At 63.6% G+C, this 17,740-nt stretch carries 13 protein-coding genes and 1 pseudogene; 9 read left to right on the top strand and 5 right to left on the bottom strand.

All coding sequences use genetic code 11. The features are described 5' to 3' along the window. Window positions 1-16: 16 nt before the first annotated feature. The 3 genes from BUC40_RS03515 to BUC40_RS03505 form a co-directional block, all read right to left on the bottom strand. Window positions 17-766, bottom strand: a complete 750-nt coding sequence (locus BUC40_RS03515) for a methyltransferase domain-containing protein (RefSeq protein ID WP_073262645.1) — start codon at window positions 764-766, stop codon at window positions 17-19. Next, window positions 766-1,068 carry a MazG-like family protein gene (locus BUC40_RS03510; protein ID WP_073262643.1) on the bottom strand — a complete coding sequence of 101 codons (303 nt, stop codon included), beginning with the start codon at window positions 1,066-1,068 and terminating at the stop codon, window positions 766-768. The genes BUC40_RS03515 and BUC40_RS03510 overlap by 1 nt, the downstream gene beginning before the upstream one ends. 214 nt (window positions 1,069-1,282) lie before the next feature. Then, window positions 1,283-2,134 carry a MaoC family dehydratase gene (locus BUC40_RS03505; protein WP_073262641.1) on the bottom strand — a complete coding sequence of 284 codons (852 nt, stop codon included), beginning with the start codon at window positions 2,132-2,134 and terminating at the stop codon, window positions 1,283-1,285. Window positions 2,135-2,422: 288 nt separating this feature from the next. On the opposite strand from BUC40_RS03505, the pseudogene BUC40_RS23080 reads away from it, so the two are divergent. Continuing rightward, a pseudogene (locus tag BUC40_RS23080) lies at window positions 2,423-2,761 on the top strand (helix-turn-helix transcriptional regulator); the annotation flags it as partial. Here BUC40_RS23080 and BUC40_RS03495 read toward each other — a convergent pair. Further along, window positions 2,762-4,120: a 3-oxoacyl-ACP reductase gene (locus tag BUC40_RS03495; RefSeq protein ID WP_073262639.1), complete on the bottom strand. Its 1,359-nt coding sequence runs from the start codon at window positions 4,118-4,120 to the stop codon at window positions 2,762-2,764. Between the two features lie 149 nt (window positions 4,121-4,269). Between BUC40_RS03495 and BUC40_RS03490 the strand changes: the two genes are divergently transcribed. After that, window positions 4,270-5,547: an acetyl-CoA C-acetyltransferase gene (locus BUC40_RS03490; protein WP_073262637.1), complete on the top strand. Its 1,278-nt coding sequence runs from the start codon at window positions 4,270-4,272 to the stop codon at window positions 5,545-5,547. An 80-nt stretch (window positions 5,548-5,627) separates the two neighbouring features. Here the strand turns inward: BUC40_RS03490 and ada are convergent, their stop codons facing one another. Next, the gene (gene ada, locus BUC40_RS03485; protein ID WP_073262634.1) at window positions 5,628-6,692 is read right to left on the bottom strand and encodes a bifunctional DNA-binding transcriptional regulator/O6-methylguanine-DNA methyltransferase Ada; all 1,065 of its coding nucleotides are present in this window, start codon (window positions 6,690-6,692) and stop codon (window positions 5,628-5,630) included. A 172-nt stretch (window positions 6,693-6,864) separates the two neighbouring features. On the opposite strand from ada, the gene BUC40_RS03480 reads away from it, so the two are divergent. From BUC40_RS03480 to BUC40_RS03450, 7 genes are all read left to right on the top strand, one after another. After that, window positions 6,865-7,752 (top strand): PA4780 family RIO1-like protein kinase, encoded by an 888-nt coding sequence (locus BUC40_RS03480; RefSeq protein ID WP_073262632.1) that lies wholly within the window; start codon window positions 6,865-6,867, stop codon window positions 7,750-7,752. A 579-nt stretch (window positions 7,753-8,331) separates the two neighbouring features. Beyond that, entirely contained in the window at window positions 8,332-10,896 is a 2,565-nt protein-coding gene (gene nirB, locus BUC40_RS03475) for a nitrite reductase large subunit NirB (RefSeq protein ID WP_073262630.1), read from the top strand. Continuing rightward, a complete protein-coding gene (gene nirD, locus BUC40_RS03470) occupies window positions 10,896-11,276 on the top strand; it encodes a nitrite reductase small subunit NirD (RefSeq protein ID WP_073262628.1) in 381 nt (126 codons plus the stop codon). The genes nirB and nirD overlap by 1 nt, the downstream gene beginning before the upstream one ends. Window positions 11,277-11,380: 104 nt before the next feature. Beyond that, window positions 11,381-12,193: a formate/nitrite transporter family protein gene (locus BUC40_RS03465; protein WP_073262626.1), complete on the top strand. Its 813-nt coding sequence runs from the start codon at window positions 11,381-11,383 to the stop codon at window positions 12,191-12,193. Between the two features lie 9 nt (window positions 12,194-12,202). After that, on the top strand, window positions 12,203-13,957 hold the full coding sequence (locus BUC40_RS03460) for a bifunctional protein-serine/threonine kinase/phosphatase (protein ID WP_073262624.1): 1,755 nt from the start codon (window positions 12,203-12,205) through the stop codon (window positions 13,955-13,957). Window positions 13,958-14,193: 236 nt separating this feature from the next. Next, window positions 14,194-14,952, top strand: a complete 759-nt coding sequence (locus tag BUC40_RS03455; protein WP_073263861.1) for a TerC family protein — start codon at window positions 14,194-14,196, stop codon at window positions 14,950-14,952. Window positions 14,953-15,191: 239 nt separating this feature from the next. Continuing rightward, window positions 15,192-17,666 (top strand): sensor domain-containing protein, encoded by a 2,475-nt coding sequence (locus tag BUC40_RS03450; protein ID WP_073262622.1) that lies wholly within the window; start codon window positions 15,192-15,194, stop codon window positions 17,664-17,666. Window positions 17,667-17,740 lie beyond the last annotated feature (74 nt).

Here is a 17,740-nt window from a genome sequence, read left to right as displayed (position 1 = left end):
CCTGGCAGAGCAGGGTTCAGCGTGGCCGACAGATCCAGTGCAGGTAGCGGCCGAGGCCGGCGAAGGCCGGGTGGCGACGGTGAGCCAACTCCATTTCCAGCAGATCGGCGAGCTGCGCCTTGGCCTGGAAATCCCGTGGCATGTAATCGTGGAACACCCGCACGCCGCTCCTCTGTTCGACCTGCCAGCTGGCGGCAAGTTGCGACTCGAGTTCGCGAGGGTCGAGGGGGCGTTGTGGCGTCAGGCTCTGCTTCTCGCCGGCGAATTCTTCCTTGCGCAGTTTGCGCAGGTGGCCCTTGAGCAGGTTGCGGTAGATCAGCGCGTCCTTGTTGTAGAACGCCAGCGACAGCCAGCCATTGGCGGCGGTCAGGCCATGCAACGCGGGCAGGATGGCTGCCGGCTGCTCCAGCCATTCGAGTACGGCGTGGCAGATGACCAGATCGAAGGGTGCCTCGAAGCGCCCTGGCAATTCCTGCCAGGGCGCGTGAATGAAAGTTGCCGCCAGACCGGCCTGCGAGAAACGCTCGCGTGCGCCGGCCAGCATCGGCTCGGCAGGTTCCGCCAGGGTGACGTCGTGGCCGCGCTCGGCCAGCCACAGCGACATATGGCCGAGGCCAGCGCCGACGTCGAGCACCCGTAGCGGGCGCTCGGGTAGGGCTTCGGCCAGATCGGCCTGCAGCACGGCGAGGCGGATTGCGCCCTTGGCGCCGCCATAGATCTTCTCGGCGAAGCGCGTCGCCAACTCATCGAAATGCCGGTCGCTCATCAGGCAAACCGCCGTTCGCTGTGGGTCAGCTTGGCGCGCACCACTTCTTCCATATCCAGGCCCAACTCGCTGCAAAGCAAAAGCAGGTAGAGCACCACGTCGCCGATTTCCTGGCCGGCATGCTCGAGCTTGTCCGCCGGCAGGCTGCGCGACTGGTCTTCGCTGAGCCACTGAAAGATTTCCACCAGCTCGGCCATTTCCACGCTGGCGGCCATGGCCAGGTTCTTTGGTGCATGGAATTGGCGCCAGTCGTTGCGATCACGAATGGCGTGCAGGCGAGCGGTTAGTTCGGCGATGTTCATGCGGCGTCCTGTAGGCAGAGGCCGCACATTCTTTCATGGGCGACGAGCGCCGTCCAAAGGCTCGCAAGGAGCCTGGGTCTGTACGAAAAGTCTCCGAGCGAAGGTCAGGCGAGGCAAAAATCGGTGAGGCCGCGGAGTTTACGAGCTGTAAATGAGCAGGCCGAACTGATTTTTAACGAAGCATCACCGAGCGAAGGTACTTTTCGTACAGAGCCTAGATGACCTGCCAGTGGCCGGCCAAATGCGGCACATCCTCTTTGCCCAGCAAATCGAACTGGCCCTCGGCCGCGGGCAGGCTGGCACGCATGCGGATGGTGGCTGGCAGCAGCACCGGTTTCTGGAAGCGGACTTCCACGCTATAGCCGGAGGCCGGCAGATGGGCTTGCAGTGCTGCCAAAGCGCGAGCCTTGTTCCACAGCCCGTGGGCAATGGCACGCGGGAAGCCGAAGGGCTTGGCGCTCAGTGCTGACAGATGGATGGGGTTGTAGTCGCCCGAAACGCGCGCATAGCGGCGGCCGATATCTGCCGGCGCCTGCCAGCGATCCAGGTCGTCCATCGGCAGATTGACGGGTTCGCTGCGGCCAACCGTTGGCCCGTCGAGTTTCACGCCCCGGCACAGCAGGCGGCTGTCGCCTTCCCAAAGCAGGCCGAGCTGATCTTCGAGGCGGGTAATCACGCTGAATACGGCGCCCTTGTCGTGGGGCGCGAGGTTGGTCGCCTCCACGCTAAGGGTGAAGGGGCCGAGCCCGGCCAATTGGCGAATCACCCGAATGCGATTTTCCAGGTGCACCAGGCCGAGCAGCGGGAAGGGGAAGTCGGCTTCGGTCAGCAGCTTCATCTGCAGGGCGAAGGCCAGCACATGAGGATAAGTGGCGGGCAGGCGGGCGTCATCGGTGAAACCGCACAGCTCGCGGTAGCGGGCCAGGTGACCGGCGTCGACGCTAACCGCGCAACGCAGGCCACGGTGCGGTAGCACCTTGCCGGTGATACCACGGCGCATCGCTGCGCGCAGGAGCAAACCGGGCAAGGCCGGTGGAGTGTGCAAATCGAGCCATTCGGTTGCCATTGTGCGCTCCGGTGCAAAATGTGGTTCAGCGTACTCTCGTCGAGATTTAGGACATTAGCCAGCATCCATTGGTGCCGGCTGCGCAACCAATTGGCGGCGAGCGCGGGCGCCGCTCAGAAAAGCTGCCTACGCTGCTTGATACCCAGCCGCGCAGGCGACTCACGCAAGGAATGCAGCATGGCGCACTACAGACAAGAAAGCGGGATCAACACGCGCCCGGCCACGGCAGGCCCGGCGCTGGTTTATCTGCATGTACCGCTAATAAAAACAGCCACTAAGCCGCACTCGGAGCTGGTGCGCCAGGTCGCTCAGTTGATCGAAGAATTGCTCGTTGATGGGGCGACGCTGGAGCAGGTCGCCGACCGTATGCACATGCCGGTCAGGCGATTACGCGAGCAATTGTCGCAAGCCGATGTGCGTTTCAACGAGATGCTCACCAATAGCCGGCGCAACCTGGCAGAGCGCCTGTTGCTCGATACTGACAAGCGCATCGAGCTGATTGCCGAGCGCATCGGCTTTTCCGAACCGAGCACCTTCTGCCGGGCATTCAAACGTTGGGTTGGTGTGACGCCAGCGGAGTTTCGCCGTCGCGGCCGCCTGAGCGCAGGTGACCGCAGCGCTTCCTGATCAGGCGCCCAGTAGGCTTTGCCCGCACACCCTGAGCACCTGGCCGGTGACTGCGCCAGAGCCGGGCTGGGCGAACCAGGCCACGGCTTCGGCGACATCCTGGGGCAGGCCGCCCTGGTTCATCGAGTTCATGCGCCGACCGGCTTCACGAATGGTGAAGGGAATGGCGGCAGTCATGCCTGTTTCGATAAAACCCGGTGCCACCGCGTTGATGCTGATGCCGCGCTCGGCCAGCGTCGGCGCCCAGCTTTGCGCGAGGCCGATCAGCCCGGCTTTGCTGGTCGCGTAATTAGTCTGCCCGACGTTCCCGGCGATGCCGCTGAGCGAGGCGATCAGCACCACTCGGCCATTGTCACGCAAGGCGCCAGCCTGCAGCAGCGCCTCGGTGAGCTGTTGCGGCGCGCGCAGGTTGACGTCGATTACCGACTCCCACAGCCCTTCACTCATCTTCGCCAGGGTCTTGTCGCGGGTAATGCCGGCGTTGTGAACGATGATATCCACACCTTCCGGCAACGCCTCGACCAGCTTGGCCGGTGCGTCGTCGGCACAGATATCCAGCGCCAGGCTGCGCCCGCCAAGGCGTGAAGCGAGGGCATCAAGGGCATCTTTGGCTTGTGGCACATCCAGCAGCAGTACTTCGGCACCATCACGGGCCAGGGTTTCGGCGATGGCGGCGCCGATACCGCGGCTGGCTCCGGTGACCAGGGCTGTCTTGCCCGCCAGCGGGCGCGTCCAATCGCTCACCTGCTGCGCGCAGGGTTGCAAGCGCAGCACTTGGGCCGACACGTAGGCGCTCTTCGGGGAGAGCAGAAAGCGCAGGGCGCCTTCGAGCCCGGTTTCAGCACCTGGGTCGACGACATGCAGCAGCTGCACGGTGCCGCCGCGGCGAATTTCCTTGCCGAGCGAGCGGGTGAAACCTTCGAGCGCGCGCTGCACGCTGCTGGCTTGCGGATCGCTCAGCGTATCTGGCGCACGGCCGAGCACCACCACATGCGGGCAGCGGCCAAGATTCTTCAAGGCGGGCTGGAAGAACTGGCGCAACGCGTCGAGTTCCTCGAAGCGGCTCAGGCCGCTTGCGTCGAATACCAGGCCCTTGAGCTTGGGGCCGTGCTCGGCGGTCCAGCGGGGCAGGCCGTACTGGTCATCGCGGGCGGCGAAGTGTTCGTCGGTCAGCCGGTTGGCAAAGCCCGCGACAGCAGCCCCCAGCTCGCCGTCGCCGCCGATCAGCAACGCGCCTTCGAGTGGCCGGTTGCGGCCCGCGACCCAGCGTTCCAGGGGCAGCGGAGCAGGCAGGCCGAGCGCGCCGACCAGGCGGCGTCCAGCTGGCGTGTTGGCGAAGTTGAGGTAGCGATCGGACATGGAACAGACTCCAGGGCTGAAACTCAAAGTGGTTGACCACTGTACGCCATCACTCGTTTCATGCATCGACAGCAGCCCAATGACCGGCCACCGTGTCGGTAAATCGGCACCCTAATGTGCCGCAGAATATTACCTGCAAGGAGCCGTACATGAGCCTGCCGCGCCGGGTCGCCATCGTTGGTGGCAACCGTATTCCCTTCGCCCGCTCCAACAGCGCCTACGCCACCGCCAGCAATCAGGCGATGCTCACCAGCGCGCTGGACGGCCTGATCGAACGCTACAACCTGCATGGCGAGCGCCTTGGCGAGGTGGTGGCCGGCGCGGTGCTCAAGCACTCGCGAGATTTCAACCTGACCCGCGAATGCGTGCTCGGCTCGCGCCTGTCGCCGCAAACGCCGGCCTATGACCTGCAGCAGGCGTGCGGGACCGGGCTTGAGGCCGCGCTGCTGGTCGCCAACAAGATCGCCTTGGGGCAGATCGACTGCGGTATCGCCGGCGGCGTCGATACCACTTCGGATGCGCCGATCGGCGTCAATGAAGGTCTGCGCAAGATCCTGTTACAAGCCAATCGCGCGAAGAGCACCGGCGACAAGCTCAAGACGCTCTTGCAGATACGCCCACGCCACCTGGCGCCGTCGCTGCCGCGCAATGGCGAGCCGCGCACCGGGTTGTCGATGGGCCAGCACTGCGAGCTGATGGCGCAGCACTGGGCAATCCCCCGTGACGAGCAGGATCAACTGGCAGTGGAAAGCCATCGCAAGCTGGCTGCTGCCTACGCCGAAGGCTGGCAGGACGACCTGATGACGCCGTTTCTCGGCCTGACCCGCGACCAGAATCTGCGCCCTGACATTGACCCGCAGAAGATCGCCCAGCTAAAGCCGGTATTCGAACAGGGCCAGCGCGGCACCCTGACCGCTGCCAACTCGACGCCACTCACCGATGGCGCATCCCTGGTGCTGCTCGCCAGCGAGGAATGGGCCAAGGCCCGCGGGCTGCCGATTCTTGCCTACTGGCGTGATGGCGAGGCGGCGGCGGTGGATTTCGTCAAAGGCGACGAAGGGCTGCTGATGGCGCCGGTGTATGCGGTGCCGCGCTTGCTGGCACGCAATGGCCTGACCCTGCAGGATTTCGACTACTACGAAATCCACGAAGCATTTGCCGCGCAAGTGCTGTGCACACTGAAAGCCTGGGAAGACGCCGACTATTGCCGCACGAAGTTGGGGCTGGAGCAGGCGCTGGGCAGCATCGACCGCGCCAAGCTCAACGTCAAAGGCAGCTCGTTGGCCGCTGGCCATCCGTTCGCTGCAACCGGCGGCCGTATCGTCACCAACCTGGCCAAGCTGCTCTCGGTGGCGGGCGAGGGGCGCGGCCTGATCTCCATCTGCGCCGCAGGCGGGCAGGGCGTGACGGCGATTCTGGAACGCTGAGGCAATCGACAAGTAGCCCGGGGCGAGCGTAGCGGCACCCGGGAACCGCTTTCCTGGGTATCGCTGCGCTCAACGCCAGGCTACGGGTGGGGAGTTTGCCCGGTCATTCTTCGCGGCTGAGCGTTTTCAGCTTCAGCCTTCAGCAGCGCGGCCTTACGCGCCACGCCCCATCGGTAGCCGCCGAGGCTGCCATCGGCGGCGGTAACGCGGTGGCAGGGCACCAGCAGACCCAGCGGGTTGCTGGCGCAGGCGCGGGCAATGGCGCGCGGGTGGCTGCCGAGGCTTGCGGCCAATTGGCCATAGGTGCGCGTTTCTCCTGCCGGAATGGCTCGCAGGGCCTGCCAGACCTGTTGCTGAAAGGCGGTGCCGCGGATATCCAGCGGTAGATTGGCCGCGCGCTCGGGCTCTTCCATCTGCCTTATCACTTCACTCAGCGAATCCTTTAGCGATCCATCGTCAGCCTGCAGCGTTGCCTGTGGAAAGCGCTGGCGCAATTCTGCTTCCAGCGCGCTCTGCGACTCGCCAAACAGTAGGGCGCATAGTCCCTTTTCGCTGCTTGCCAGTAGCAGATAGCCGAGCGGGCAGGGCACCACGGCCACACGCAGCGTTTCCCCGATGGCACCTTTGCGTCGGCTGGCTGCGCTTACGCCGCCGGCTCGTTCATACAGTGCTCGGGTGTTGGAGTAACCGCTGTTCATCGCAGCATCGAGCACTGAGTCAGCCTGAGGCAGCGCCTGCTCCAGGCGCTCACGGCGGCGAGTGTTAGCCCAGGCCTTTGGCGTCATTGCTGTGCGGGCTTTGAAGGCTCTGGCCAAGTGCGAGGGTGACAGGCCAATTCGCGCAGCTAGCTCACCCAGCGTCGGCGGCTTGCCGTCGCCATCGAGCAGGCGGCAAGCTGCGGTCACCAGCGCGTCGAGTTGTTCGGCTGGGCTGATGCCTCTCGGTGAGCAGCGGTTACAGGCGCGGTAGCCTGCCGCTTCAGCCAGCGACGGCTCACTGTAGAAACTGACATGCTGGCGCAGCGGCCGGCGTGCCGGGCAACTGGGGCGGCAGTAGATGCCGGTCGAGCGCACGGCGAACACGAATTGGCCATCCTGTGTGGCATCGCGCTCGCATACGGCTTGCCACTGGCGCTCATCCGACATGCTCATCTCCTGTAACAGTGCCTCGATTGTCGGCGCCTGCTCCGTCTCGCACCAGTGCCAATCAGGCTTTCAAACGTTCTGTGGTCGCGCATTTTCCCTAGAGGCTGTGCGCTGCCGGAAGATTGCCGTATAAAAGGGCCGCATAGACCACCGAGGACCCTGATAAAAGCTGATGAAGACGCCAAAACGCATTGAGCCCCTGGTCGAAGACGGCCTGGTGGACGAGGTGATTCGCCCTTTGATGAGCGGCAAGGAAGCAGCGGTCTATGTTGTGCGTTGCGGTACCGAGTTGCGTTGCGCCAAGGTCTACAAGGAGGCCAACAAGCGCGGTTTCCGCCAGGCCGCCGAGTATCAGGAAGGCCGCAAGGTACGCAACAGCCGCGACGCCCGAGCCATGGCCAAAGGTTCCAAGCACGGGCGCAAGAACCAGGAAGAGAACTGGCAGAACGCCGAAGTGGCAGCCCTGTTTCGCTTGGCCAACGCTGGCGTTCGAGTGCCCAAGCCCTTCGACTTTCTCGAGGGGGTGCTGCTTATGGAGCTGGTTACCGACGGCGAGGGTGGCGTAGCGCCGCGCCTCAACGACGTTGACCTGCACCCCGACGACGCCCGTGAATTCCACGCGTTCATGATCGACGAGATCGTCAAGATGCTCTGCGCCGGCCTGGTGCACGGCGACTTGTCGGAATTCAACGTGCTGCTCGGCCCGGAAGGCCCGGTGATCATCGACCTGCCCCAGGCGGTGGATGCGGCGGGCAACAACCACGCCTTCAAGATGCTCGAGCGCGACGTCGGCAACATGGCTGCTTATTTCGGTCAGTTCGCCCCGGAGCTCAAATTCACCAAGTACGCCAAGGAAATGTGGGCGCTCTACGAAGACGGCAAGCTGACCCCGGAAAGTGTGCTGACCGGTGAGTTCGATGACCCCGAGGAAGAGGCCGATATCGATGCGGTGATGCGCGAGATCAAGGCCGCCCTGGCTGATGAAGCGCGCCGCCAGGCGGCGCTTAATGCCGACGACGAGCCCAAGGATCAGGAGCCGCCTCCGCCGTGGGAGCGTTGACAGGCGACATGCTCTTACCTGGCGCCTAGACGGCATTCTGCGGCTTTGGCTTCTAGGTGGTGAGAGCGGCCGGTCGCGATTTTGTAGGAGCGGCTTTAGCCGCGAGCTCTTCGCGCCCTAATAAAGCCCGGGGCTAAAGCCCCTCCTACATGCTCACCGGCCGCTCTTGCCTTGAAGTGTTCATAGGCCTGGCGAGACGCCTCCAGCGCCGCCCCGGACTTGCTCCAGAACTCATGGAGAATGGCCGAGCGTAGTGAGGTGCGCTCTGCCTGCCCTGAAGTGGTGAGCTTTGGCGTAGGTTGCCCCATATTGGTTCGCGCCAGTCGCCGGCATTTCCCCTCGTCAAAGGGCTGAAAGCCCCGTCCCTACAGTCCCTGCGGACACTCGCGAAATCCTGGCATGCAACCTGCTATTCAGCTTGTGCACCCATCATCAATGGGGCCGGTGAACAGGTCATGACCTGATCTCACCCCACATAACTGAATCCAAGGCAAAGACGCCTGAAGCTGACAACAGCTCCAGGCGTCTTTTTTTTGCGTTGCAGAAAACCGTGATACCGCAGCAGACAGAGGGCAGGCTATGAATTCCATCGTCACATCGATCAAGCGCGAGAACCTGATCGTCATCGGCAACGGCATGGTCGGCCACCACTGTGTGGAGCAGTTGATCGCCAGCGGCGCCCTGCATCGCTATCAGGTGCACGTGTATGGCGAAGAGCGCCAGCGCGCTTATGACCGTGTGCACCTGTCCGAGTACTTCTCCGGCAAGGATGCCGAAGCCCTGGCCCTTGGTGGGTCTGATCTTTACGCCCGCAACGGCGTGCACCTGCACCTGCACCTCGGCGAGCAGGTGCTGGAGATCGACCGCGAGAACCGCGAAGTCATCACCACCAAGGGCCGTCGCGGCTACGACCGGCTGGTGCTGGCCACCGGTTCCTATCCGTTCGTACCGCCGATCCCTGGCGCCGAGGGCAATTCGCGCCTGGTCTACCGCACCCTCGACGACCTCGACGGCATCCGCGCCGCCGCGACCAAAGCCCGCCGTGGTGTGGTGGTCGGTGGTGGCTTGCTCGGTCTGGAGGCGGCCAACGCGCTCAAATCTCTCGGCCTGGAAGCCCACGTGGTGGAATTCGCGCCGCGGCTGATGCCGGTGCAGCTGGATGTCGACGGTGGCGATGCCCTGCGCGCCCGCATCGAGGCTCTTGGTGTTGGCGTGCACCTGTCGCGCGCCACCCAGGAGATCGTCATCGGTGAGGAATACGCCTACCGGATGAAATTCAACGGCGGTGAGTATCTGGAAACCGATCTGATCGTGTTCTCCGCCGGCATTCGCCCACAGGACGCCCTGGGCCGCGCCGCGGGACTGGACATCGCCCCGCGCGGCGGCGTGGTGGTCGACAATGACTGCCGCACCAGCGACCCGGCGATCTTCGCCATCGGCGAATGCGCGTCGTGGAATGGCATGGTCTTCGGCCTGGTTGCGCCGGGTTATGCCATGGCCCGTAACGTCGCCGCGCAGCTGGCCGGTCAGCCCCATGAGTTGTTCACTGGTGCCGACATGTCGACCAAGCTCAAGCTGCTTGGCGTCGACGTCGGCTCCATAGGTGATGCCCACGCGGCTACGCCGGGCGCCAAGAGCTACCGCTATATCGACGAAGCTAATGCCAGCTACCGCCGCCTGGTGGTCTCGGCGGATGGCCAGCACGTTATCGGCGCCGTGCTGGTCGGCGACAACAGCTATTACGACACGCTGCTGCAGTACGCCCAGAACGGCATCAAGCTGCCGGCCGACCCTTCCAGCCTGATTCTGCCGCTGTCCGACGGCGCGCCGACCCTGGGCGCCGATGCGCTGCCGGATACCGCAACCATCTGCTCCTGCCATAACGTCAGCAAGGGCGCGGTGTGCTGCCAGGTCGACGCCGGCATCACCGACCTTGGCGAGCTGAAGGCCATCACCAAGGCCGGCAGTGGCTGCGGCGGCTGCAGCGCGCTGCTCAAGCAGGTCTTCGAGCACGAGCTGAGCGCCCGTGGCGTGGCCGTGGACAAGAGCCTCTGCGAGCACTTCGCCCACACCCGCCAGGAGCTGTACGCCATCGTCCGGGTGGAAGGCGTGCTCAGTTTCGAGGAGCTGCTGGCCAAGCATGGCCGCGGCCACACCGGCTGCGATATCTGCAAGCCGGCAGTCGGCTCGATCCTCGCGTCGTGCTGGAACCAGCCGATCACCGATCCGTCGCTGATCCCGCTGCAGGACACCAACGACACCTTCATGGCCAACATGCAGAAGAACGGCACCTACTCGGTGGTGCCGCGCATTCCCGGTGGCGAGATCACCCCGGACGGGTTGATCGCCATCGGCGCCGTGGCGAAGAAATATGACCTCTACACCAAGATCACCGGCGGTCAGCGCATCGACCTGTTCGGCGCTCAGTTGCACGAACTGCCGGAGATCTGGAGCGAGCTGATCGCCGCAGGCTTTGAAACCGGCCACGCCTACGGCAAGTCGCTGCGTACCGTGAAGTCCTGCGTGGGCAGCACCTGGTGCCGCTACGGCGTGCAGGACAGCGTCGGCATGGCGCTGCGCCTGGAGGATCGCTACAAGGGCCTGCGCTCGCCGCACAAGATCAAGTTCGCGGTCAGCGGCTGCACCCGTGAGTGCGCCGAAGCGCAGAGCAAGGACATCGGCGTGATCGCCACCGACAAGGGCTGGAACCTCTATGTGTGCGGCAACGGCGGTATGCGCCCGCGTCACGCCGAGCTGTTCGCCACCGACCTGGATGACGAAGCGCTGATCCGCACCATCGACCGCGTGCTGATGTTCTACATCCGCACCGCCGACAAGCTGCAGCGCACGTCGGTCTGGCGCGAGTCGCTGGAGGGCGGCCTGGATTATCTGAAGGCGGTGATCCTCGACGACAGCCTGGGCCTCGGCGCCGAGCTGGAAGCGCAGATGCAATTGGTGGTCGACCGCTACGAATGCGAGTGGGCCGGTGCCCTCAAGGACCCGGAGAAGCTCAAGCGCTTCCGCACCTTCGTCAACGATAAGCGCGCCGACCCGGACATCCACTTCGTCAAGGAACGTGGCCAGCGCCGCCCCATGACCGCTAGTGAACTTCACCTGATTCCCGTTACCGAGGAGGTGCTCTGATGAGCCAGTCCAACGCCGTGCGTGCCCAATCGCTTCCAGCCACCAGGTGGAAACCGCTGTGCAGCAGCGGGGATCTGGTCGCCAATTCCGGCGTGGTGGCCTGGCTCGAGGGTGCGCAGATCGCGCTGTTCCATCTGCCCCACAGCGAGGCTGGCGAGCAACTGTTCGCGGTGGAAAACCGCGACCCGAAATCCGGCGCCAACGTCATCGGCCGCGGCCTGATCGGCCAGATCAAGGGTGATCTGGTGATCGCCTCGCCACTCTACAAACAGCATTTCCGCCTCGTCGACGGCACCTGTCTCGAGTACCCGGAGCAGCGCCTGCGCGTGTGGCCGGTACGGCTCAATGGCGACACGGTGGAAATCGGCCTGGCGGGCTGAACGCTCGACGACTTACCGCGAAGGCCGGAGAAGAACGCCAAGCAGGCACCCCGGCCCATTCGCCCCCTCATTCCTGTTTGCATATCTGAAAAGAGAGCCTCTCCATGTCCTACCTGGTTCCTGCCGAATTCGTCACAAAGATGGTGGATGCCGGCGAGTCGAAGATCTTCATGTCGACCCGCGATACCCTGATCCGTGCCTTCATGGCCGGTGCGATTCTGGCCCTGGCGGCGGTGTTCGCCATCACCATCACCGTGCAGACGGGGTCGCCGCTGCTTGGTGCAGCGTTCTTCCCGGTCGGTTTCATCATGCTGTACCTGATGGGCTTCGACCTGCTCACAGGGGTGTTCGTCCTCGCGCCACTGGCGCTGCTCGATAAACGCCCAGGGGTCACCGTCGGTGGCGTGCTGCGCAACTGGGGGCTGGTGTTTACCGGCAACTTCGCCGGTGCACTGACGGTCGCTGTGATGATGGCGTTCGTCTTCACCTACGGGTTCTCCAAGGAGGCCGGGGATATCGGCGAGAGGATCTCGCACATCGGTGAGTCGCGCACCCTGGGCTACGCCGAGTTCGGCACGGCCGGCTGGCTGACCATTTTCCTGCGCGGCATGCTGTGCAACTGGATGGTCTCGATGGGTGTGGTCGGCGCAATGATCTCCACCACCGTCAGCGGCAAAACCATCGCCATGTGGATGCCGATCATGCTGTTCTTCTACATGGGTTTCGAGCACTCGGTGGTGAACATGTTTCTGTTCCCCTTCGGGATGATCATGGGCGGTGATTTCTCGGTGATGGACTACATGATCTGGAACGAAATCCCTACTGCACTTGGCAACTTGGTCGGCGGCCTGGCGTTCACGGGCCTGACCCTGTACACCACCCACGTGAAGACAGCGCCCAAGCGTAACTACAGCTGAGTACCGTCGATGGCCGCTGCTGAAAACCTCCGGACGGGCAGGAAGAGCCAACTGCAGGTCAGCATCGGCCAGTGCTCGGACGCGGGCCGCAAGCCGCGCAACCAGGACTTTCATGGCCTTTGCATCCCCCATGAGCCGCAGCTAAGCAGCAAGGGCATCGCCATCGCCCTGGCTGACGGCATCAGCAGTAGTGACGTCAGCCACATCGCCAGTGAAACGGCGGTGGCGGCGTTCCTCTCCGACTACTTCAGCACCAGCGAAGCCTGGTCGGTGAAGACTTCGGTGACCCGCGTACTCAGCGCCACCAATGCCTGGCTGCACGCCCAAACCCGGCGCGGCCAGCATCGCTACGACATGGATCGCGGCTACGTGTGCACCTTCAGCGCACTGGTGCTAAAATCCACCACCGCGCACCTGTTCCATGTCGGCGACACCCGTATCTACCGCCTGCGCGACGGCTCTCTAGAGCCGCTGACGCGGGATCATCGCGTTTGGGTCGGTGAGGGCAAGAGCTACCTGAGCCATGCGCTGGGCATCCAGCCGCAGCTGGAGATCGACTACCAGGCGCTGGCGATCGAGAGCGGCGACCTGTTCCTGCTGGCCACCGATGGCGTTTACGAGTTCGCCGATGCGCGCTTCATGATCGACTGCATCGCCGAACACATCGACGACCTGCAACTGGCCGCCCAGCGCATTGTCGATGGGGCCCTGGCCAATGGCAGCGACGACAACCTGACCCTGCAACTGGTGCGCGTCGACAGCCTGCCGCGTGCCGAGGCCGACGAACTGCAGCACAAGCTCGGTGAGCTGCCATGCCCGCCGATTCTGGAAGCGCGCATGCGGTTCGACGGTTACCGCATCGTCCGCCCGCTGCACGCCAGCGCCCGCAGCCACGTGTACCTGGCTACCGATGAAGACAGCGGCGCCACCGTGGTGATCAAAACGCCTTCACTGGATCTGCAGCACGATGCCGCTTACCTCGAGCGCTTTCTCATGGAGGAGTGGATTGCCCGGCGCATCGACAGCCCCCACGTGCTCAAGGCCTGCACGCCGACACGCAAGCGCAACTTCCTGTACGGCGTCAGTGAATTTATCGAAGGTCAGACGCTGGCGCAGTGGATGATCGATCACCCGCGCCCGGACCTGGAAACCGTGCGCGGCATCGTCGAGCAAATTGCCCGCGGGCTGCGCGCCTTTCACCGGCTGGAAATGCTCCATCAGGATCTGCGCCCCGCCAACCTGATGATCGATGCCACCGGTACGGTAAAAATCATCGACTTCGGCGCCACCCGCGTGGCGGGCCTGCAAGAGATCGACAGCCGCCAGGCGGACGACCCGATACTCGGCACGGCGCAATACAGCGCCCCTGAATACTGGCTCGGCGAGCCCGGCACGGTGCGCTCGGACGTGTTCTCCCTGGCGGTAATCGCCTATCAGATGCTGGCTGGCCGGCTGCCTTACGGCGCCGGCATGGCGCGGGCGCGAACTCGTGCTGCCCAGGCGCGCCTGCGTTATGCACCGCTCGGCCAGCCGGAGCGCAAGCTGCCGCTGTGGCTCGACGATGTACTGCGCAAGGCCTGCCACCCGGATCCGCTGAAGCGCTACGACGACCCGGATGAGTTCGCCCATGCCTTGCGCCACCCTGGCCGCTCCATGCTGGGCCGTGGGCGGGTGCCATTGCTGGAGCAAAATCCGCTGTTGTTCTGGCAGATCAGCTGCGCCGCACTGGCGCTAACGGTGGTGATCTTGCTGGCGCGCGGTTGAGGGGGGAAACGCGCCGCTCAATGGACGTTCGGAGCATGCAAGAAGATCATGATTTCAGGCGCCGGGTTCAGCCTGAATCTCGCTGTTAAATGGGTAGCGTGAATCGGCGCAGGCGCCCGATTTCAGGGCGTTTTAGGCGTGTAGCAAGAATGAAATGATTTGTCGCAAATTGTCATATTTGTTGTTCTGACAAAAGCACAGAATGCGCCTTCTGTTCAGCCATAAAGTGCGTGATCGTGGAATATATCCTGCAATTGACGAGCGACCCCGCTGCCTGGGTCGCACTGGCCACTCTAGTGGTCATGGAAGTGGTACTGGGCATCGACAACCTGATCTTCATTTCCATTCTCACCAACAAACTGCCCGAGCATCAGCGCGCCAAAGCCCGTCGCCTCGGTATTGGTGCGGCGCTGATCCTGCGCCTGGCGCTGCTCGGCACCGTGGCGTGGATCGTCAAACTGGTCGACCCAGTGATCGAGCTGTTCGGTCAGGCGTTTTCCTGGAAGGACATCATCCTGATCGCCGGCGGCCTGTTCCTGCTCTGGAAGGCCACCAAGGAAATCCACCACGCCATGGACCCGGAGCCCGAAGGCGACATGTTTGTTGGCCGCGCGGCAACCGTCGGCTTCGGTGCGGTGATTGTGCAGATCCTGCTGCTCGACCTGGTGTTCTCGGTCGATAGCATCATCACCGCCGTGGGCATGACGCCCCACGTGCCGATCATGGTGGTTGCCGTAGTTGCCGCCGTGACCGTGATGTTGCTCGCCGCCGACCCGCTGGCGCGCTTCATCAACAACAACCCGACCGTGGTGATGCTGGCGCTGGGCTTTTTGATCATGATCGGCATGACGCTGATCGCTGAAGGCTTCGGCGCTCATGTGCCAAAAGGCTACCTCTATGCGGCGATGGCATTCTCTGCCGTGATCGAGGGCCTCAATATGTTCTCCCGCCGGGCCAAGCGCAAAGCCAACGCCCAGGCCAACAAGGCGCCCTGACTGTCGCACATGCCCTTCTGCTTCGGCAGAAGGGCATGTTCGTCCCTCTGATACCTCCCCGCCCCGTCGGTAAATGCTGACCGATTAGTCATAAATTGCTGGCATCGTGCCATCTTTCGCGGCAAACTCTCCTGCAACCCCTGGTGAACGCCATGCCCGTGAACGGCCTGCGGCTGCCTTGCACGCCCGCATGTGCTGCTCGCCCTGAGCCGCTTCACTATCCAGATTGCGGGATTGCCATGCTCGCCACTCAACCCAATGCTGACGTGATGTACCGCCTGCTGGTGCAGAGTGTGGTGGACTACGCCATCTACCTGCTCAGCCCCGAAGGCATCGTCACCAACTGGAATGCGGGTGCCCAGCGGGCCAAGGGTTACCTGGCCGCAGAGATCGTCGGGCAGCACTTTTCGGTGTTCTACAGCGCGCAGGAGCGCGCCGATGGCGTGCCCGGCCGTGGCTTGCAGCAGGCCCGAGACACCGGCCGCTTCGAGGCTCAGGGGTGGCGGCTGCGCAAGGACGGCAGCTCGTTCTGGGCCCATGTGGTGATCGATGCGGTGCGCGATGACGACGGGCAGTTGATCGGTTTTGCCAAGATCACCCGCGACTGCACCGAGCAGCGCCGCCTGCAGATCGAGCAGCGTGAGCAGGAGCGGCGATTCCGCCTGTTGGTACAGGGCGTCACCGATTACGCGATCTACATGCTCGATCCTCAGGGCCATGTCGAGAACTGGAATGCCGGTGCCGAGCGCGCCAAAGGCTACAAGGCCGAGGAAATCGTCGGCCAGCATTTCTCGGTGTTCTACACCGCGGAAGATCGCGCGTCCGGGCTCCCCGCCAGAGGGCTGGAGACCGCCCGCAGCGAAGGACGCTTCGAGGCTGAAGGCGTGCGCGTGCGCAAGGATGGCACGCTGTTCTGGACCAGCGTGGTTATCGATGCCATCCACGACGAGGATGGTCAGCTGATTGGTTTCGCCAAGATCACCCGCGATATCACCGAGCGTCGCCAGAACGAGCTGGCGCTGCTAGAGGCCAAGGAACTGGCGGAGAGCTACAGCGAGGAAATGGCCACGCTGTCGCGGTTTCTCGATTCGGTGATTTCCAACATTCCCGCCAGCGTCATTGTGCAGGACACCCAGAGCCGGGAGATTCTGCTGGCCAACCCGCAAGCCGAGAAACTGTTCGGCTGCCTGTCGATAGATATGCTCGGCCGCCGCGCTGACCAGTGCATGGCGCCGGCCATCGCCCAGTTCATCGAACAACAGTCGGATCAGTGTATTCGCGCCGATGCCCCGCACCTCTCCGAAGATTGTCTGGATACCCAGCTCGGCCCGCGCATGCTGCGTACCCGGGTAATGCAGAGCGCCAGCGCCGAATTCCAGAAGGGCTACGTGCTGCTGATTGCCGAAGACGTGACCGACGAGCTCGCCGCCCACGCACAGATCCACCATATGGCGCACCACGATGCCCTGACCGGGCTGCCCAACCGCACCCTGTTTGCCGAACGCCTCGGGGAGGCGCTGGAGGACGGCGCTGAAAAAAGCGGGCTGACTGCCGTGCTGTGCCTGGATCTGGACAACTTCAAGAACATCAACGATGCCTTGGGTCATGCCTTCGGCGATCGCTTGCTGCGCGCTTTGGGGCAGCGCCTCAACATGGTGCTGCGCGAGTGCGACACCCTGGCGCGGCTCGGTGGCGACGAGTTCGCCGTGGTGCTAAACGGCCTGGACAGTGCCGAGGATGCCAAGCGCGCAGCTGAGCGGTTGATCGCCGCCGTGGCGCCGGTATTTCTGATCGATGGCCACAGTTTCTCGGTTGGGGTGAGCATCGGTATCGCCATTTCCCCGGATGATCATCAGCAGGCTGACCAACTGATGCGCTACGCCGACATGGCGCTCTACGAAGCCAAGCGCAACGGTCGCAATCGTTACGAACACTTCCATCCCGAGCTGGATGCCGCGGCGCGACGCCGGCGCACCATGGAGATGGACCTGCGTACGGCGTTGCACATGGGCCAGCTGCAGATGTATTACCAGCCGATCATCGATCACAGCAGCAACCGGATTAGCGGCTATGAAGCGCTGATGCGCTGGCAGCACCCGAGCAGCGGCCTGATCATGCCGCTGGATTTCATACCCGTCGCCGAGGAAACCGGGCTGATCCACGACGTGGGCGCCCGCGCGCTCAACCTCGCCTGCCAGGAAGCGGCGACCTGGCCCGGCAAGCAAACGGTGGCGGTGAACCTGTCGCCGGTGCAGTTCAAGAGCAGCGACCTAGTGAAGATTGTCGCCCTGGCACTGGCCGATTCGGGGCTCGAGCCGGAGCGCCTGGAACTGGAGATAACCGAGTCCGTGCTGCTGGAAAACACCGAGGGCAACATTGAAACCCTCAAGGCGCTCAAGGCCCTAGGGTTGAACATCGCCCTGGATGATTTCGGCACCGGCTACTCTTCTCTGGGCTACCTGCGCTCGTTTTCCTTCGATCGCATCAAAATCGACAAATCCTTCGTGCAGGACATGGGCAAAAGCCGCGAGGCGCTGTCGATCGTTCGCGCCATCACCGGCATGAGCGGCAGCTTGCTGATCAAGACCACCGCCGAGGGTGTGGAGACCGACGAGCAGTTCGAGCAGCTCAAGGCCGAGGGCTGTTCACATTTTCAGGGCTATCTGTTCGGCCGCCCGCAGCCGGCTAGCGAGCGCATCGAGGCGCTTGATTAAGAGTCGCCGTCAGATGGCAATGTGACACGCTTCACCAATCTTCATATCCGTCCGTCATCGGAGCGCCTATCGCT

The organism is Phytopseudomonas punonensis (genome assembly GCF_900142655.1).
Lineage (GTDB): Bacteria > Pseudomonadota > Gammaproteobacteria > Pseudomonadales > Pseudomonadaceae > Aquipseudomonas > Aquipseudomonas punonensis.
Note: the sequence above shows the minus strand (reverse complement) of the source record. Positions and strands in the feature narration are given on the sequence as shown.

Bases quoted from the DNA above. Each gene is read 5' to 3' on its own strand.
- BUC40_RS03480 (WP_073262632.1), top strand. From the start codon at position 6,865: ATGAAGACGCCAAAACGCATTGAGCCCCTGGTCGAAGACGGCCTGGTG.
- BUC40_RS03460 (WP_073262624.1), top strand. From the start codon at position 12,203: ATGGCCGCTGCTGAAAACCTCCGGACGGGCAGGAAGAGCCAACTGCAG.
- ada (WP_073262634.1), bottom strand. From the start codon at position 6,692: ATGTCGGATGAGCGCCAGTGGCAAGCCGTATGCGAGCGCGATGCCACA.
- BUC40_RS03505 (WP_073262641.1), bottom strand. From the start codon at position 2,134: ATGGCAACCGAATGGCTCGATTTGCACACTCCACCGGCCTTGCCCGGT.
- nirD (WP_073262628.1), top strand. From the start codon at position 10,896: ATGAGCCAGTCCAACGCCGTGCGTGCCCAATCGCTTCCAGCCACCAGG.
- BUC40_RS03450 (WP_073262622.1), top strand. From the start codon at position 15,192: ATGCTCGCCACTCAACCCAATGCTGACGTGATGTACCGCCTGCTGGTG.
- BUC40_RS03515 (WP_073262645.1), bottom strand. From the start codon at position 766: ATGAGCGACCGGCATTTCGATGAGTTGGCGACGCGCTTCGCCGAGAAG.
- BUC40_RS03490 (WP_073262637.1), top strand. From the start codon at position 4,270: ATGAGCCTGCCGCGCCGGGTCGCCATCGTTGGTGGCAACCGTATTCCC.
- BUC40_RS03465 (WP_073262626.1), top strand. From the start codon at position 11,381: ATGTCCTACCTGGTTCCTGCCGAATTCGTCACAAAGATGGTGGATGCC.
- BUC40_RS03495 (WP_073262639.1), bottom strand. From the start codon at position 4,120: ATGTCCGATCGCTACCTCAACTTCGCCAACACGCCAGCTGGACGCCGC.
- BUC40_RS03510 (WP_073262643.1), bottom strand. From the start codon at position 1,068: ATGAACATCGCCGAACTAACCGCTCGCCTGCACGCCATTCGTGATCGC.
- nirB (WP_073262630.1), top strand. From the start codon at position 8,332: ATGAATTCCATCGTCACATCGATCAAGCGCGAGAACCTGATCGTCATC.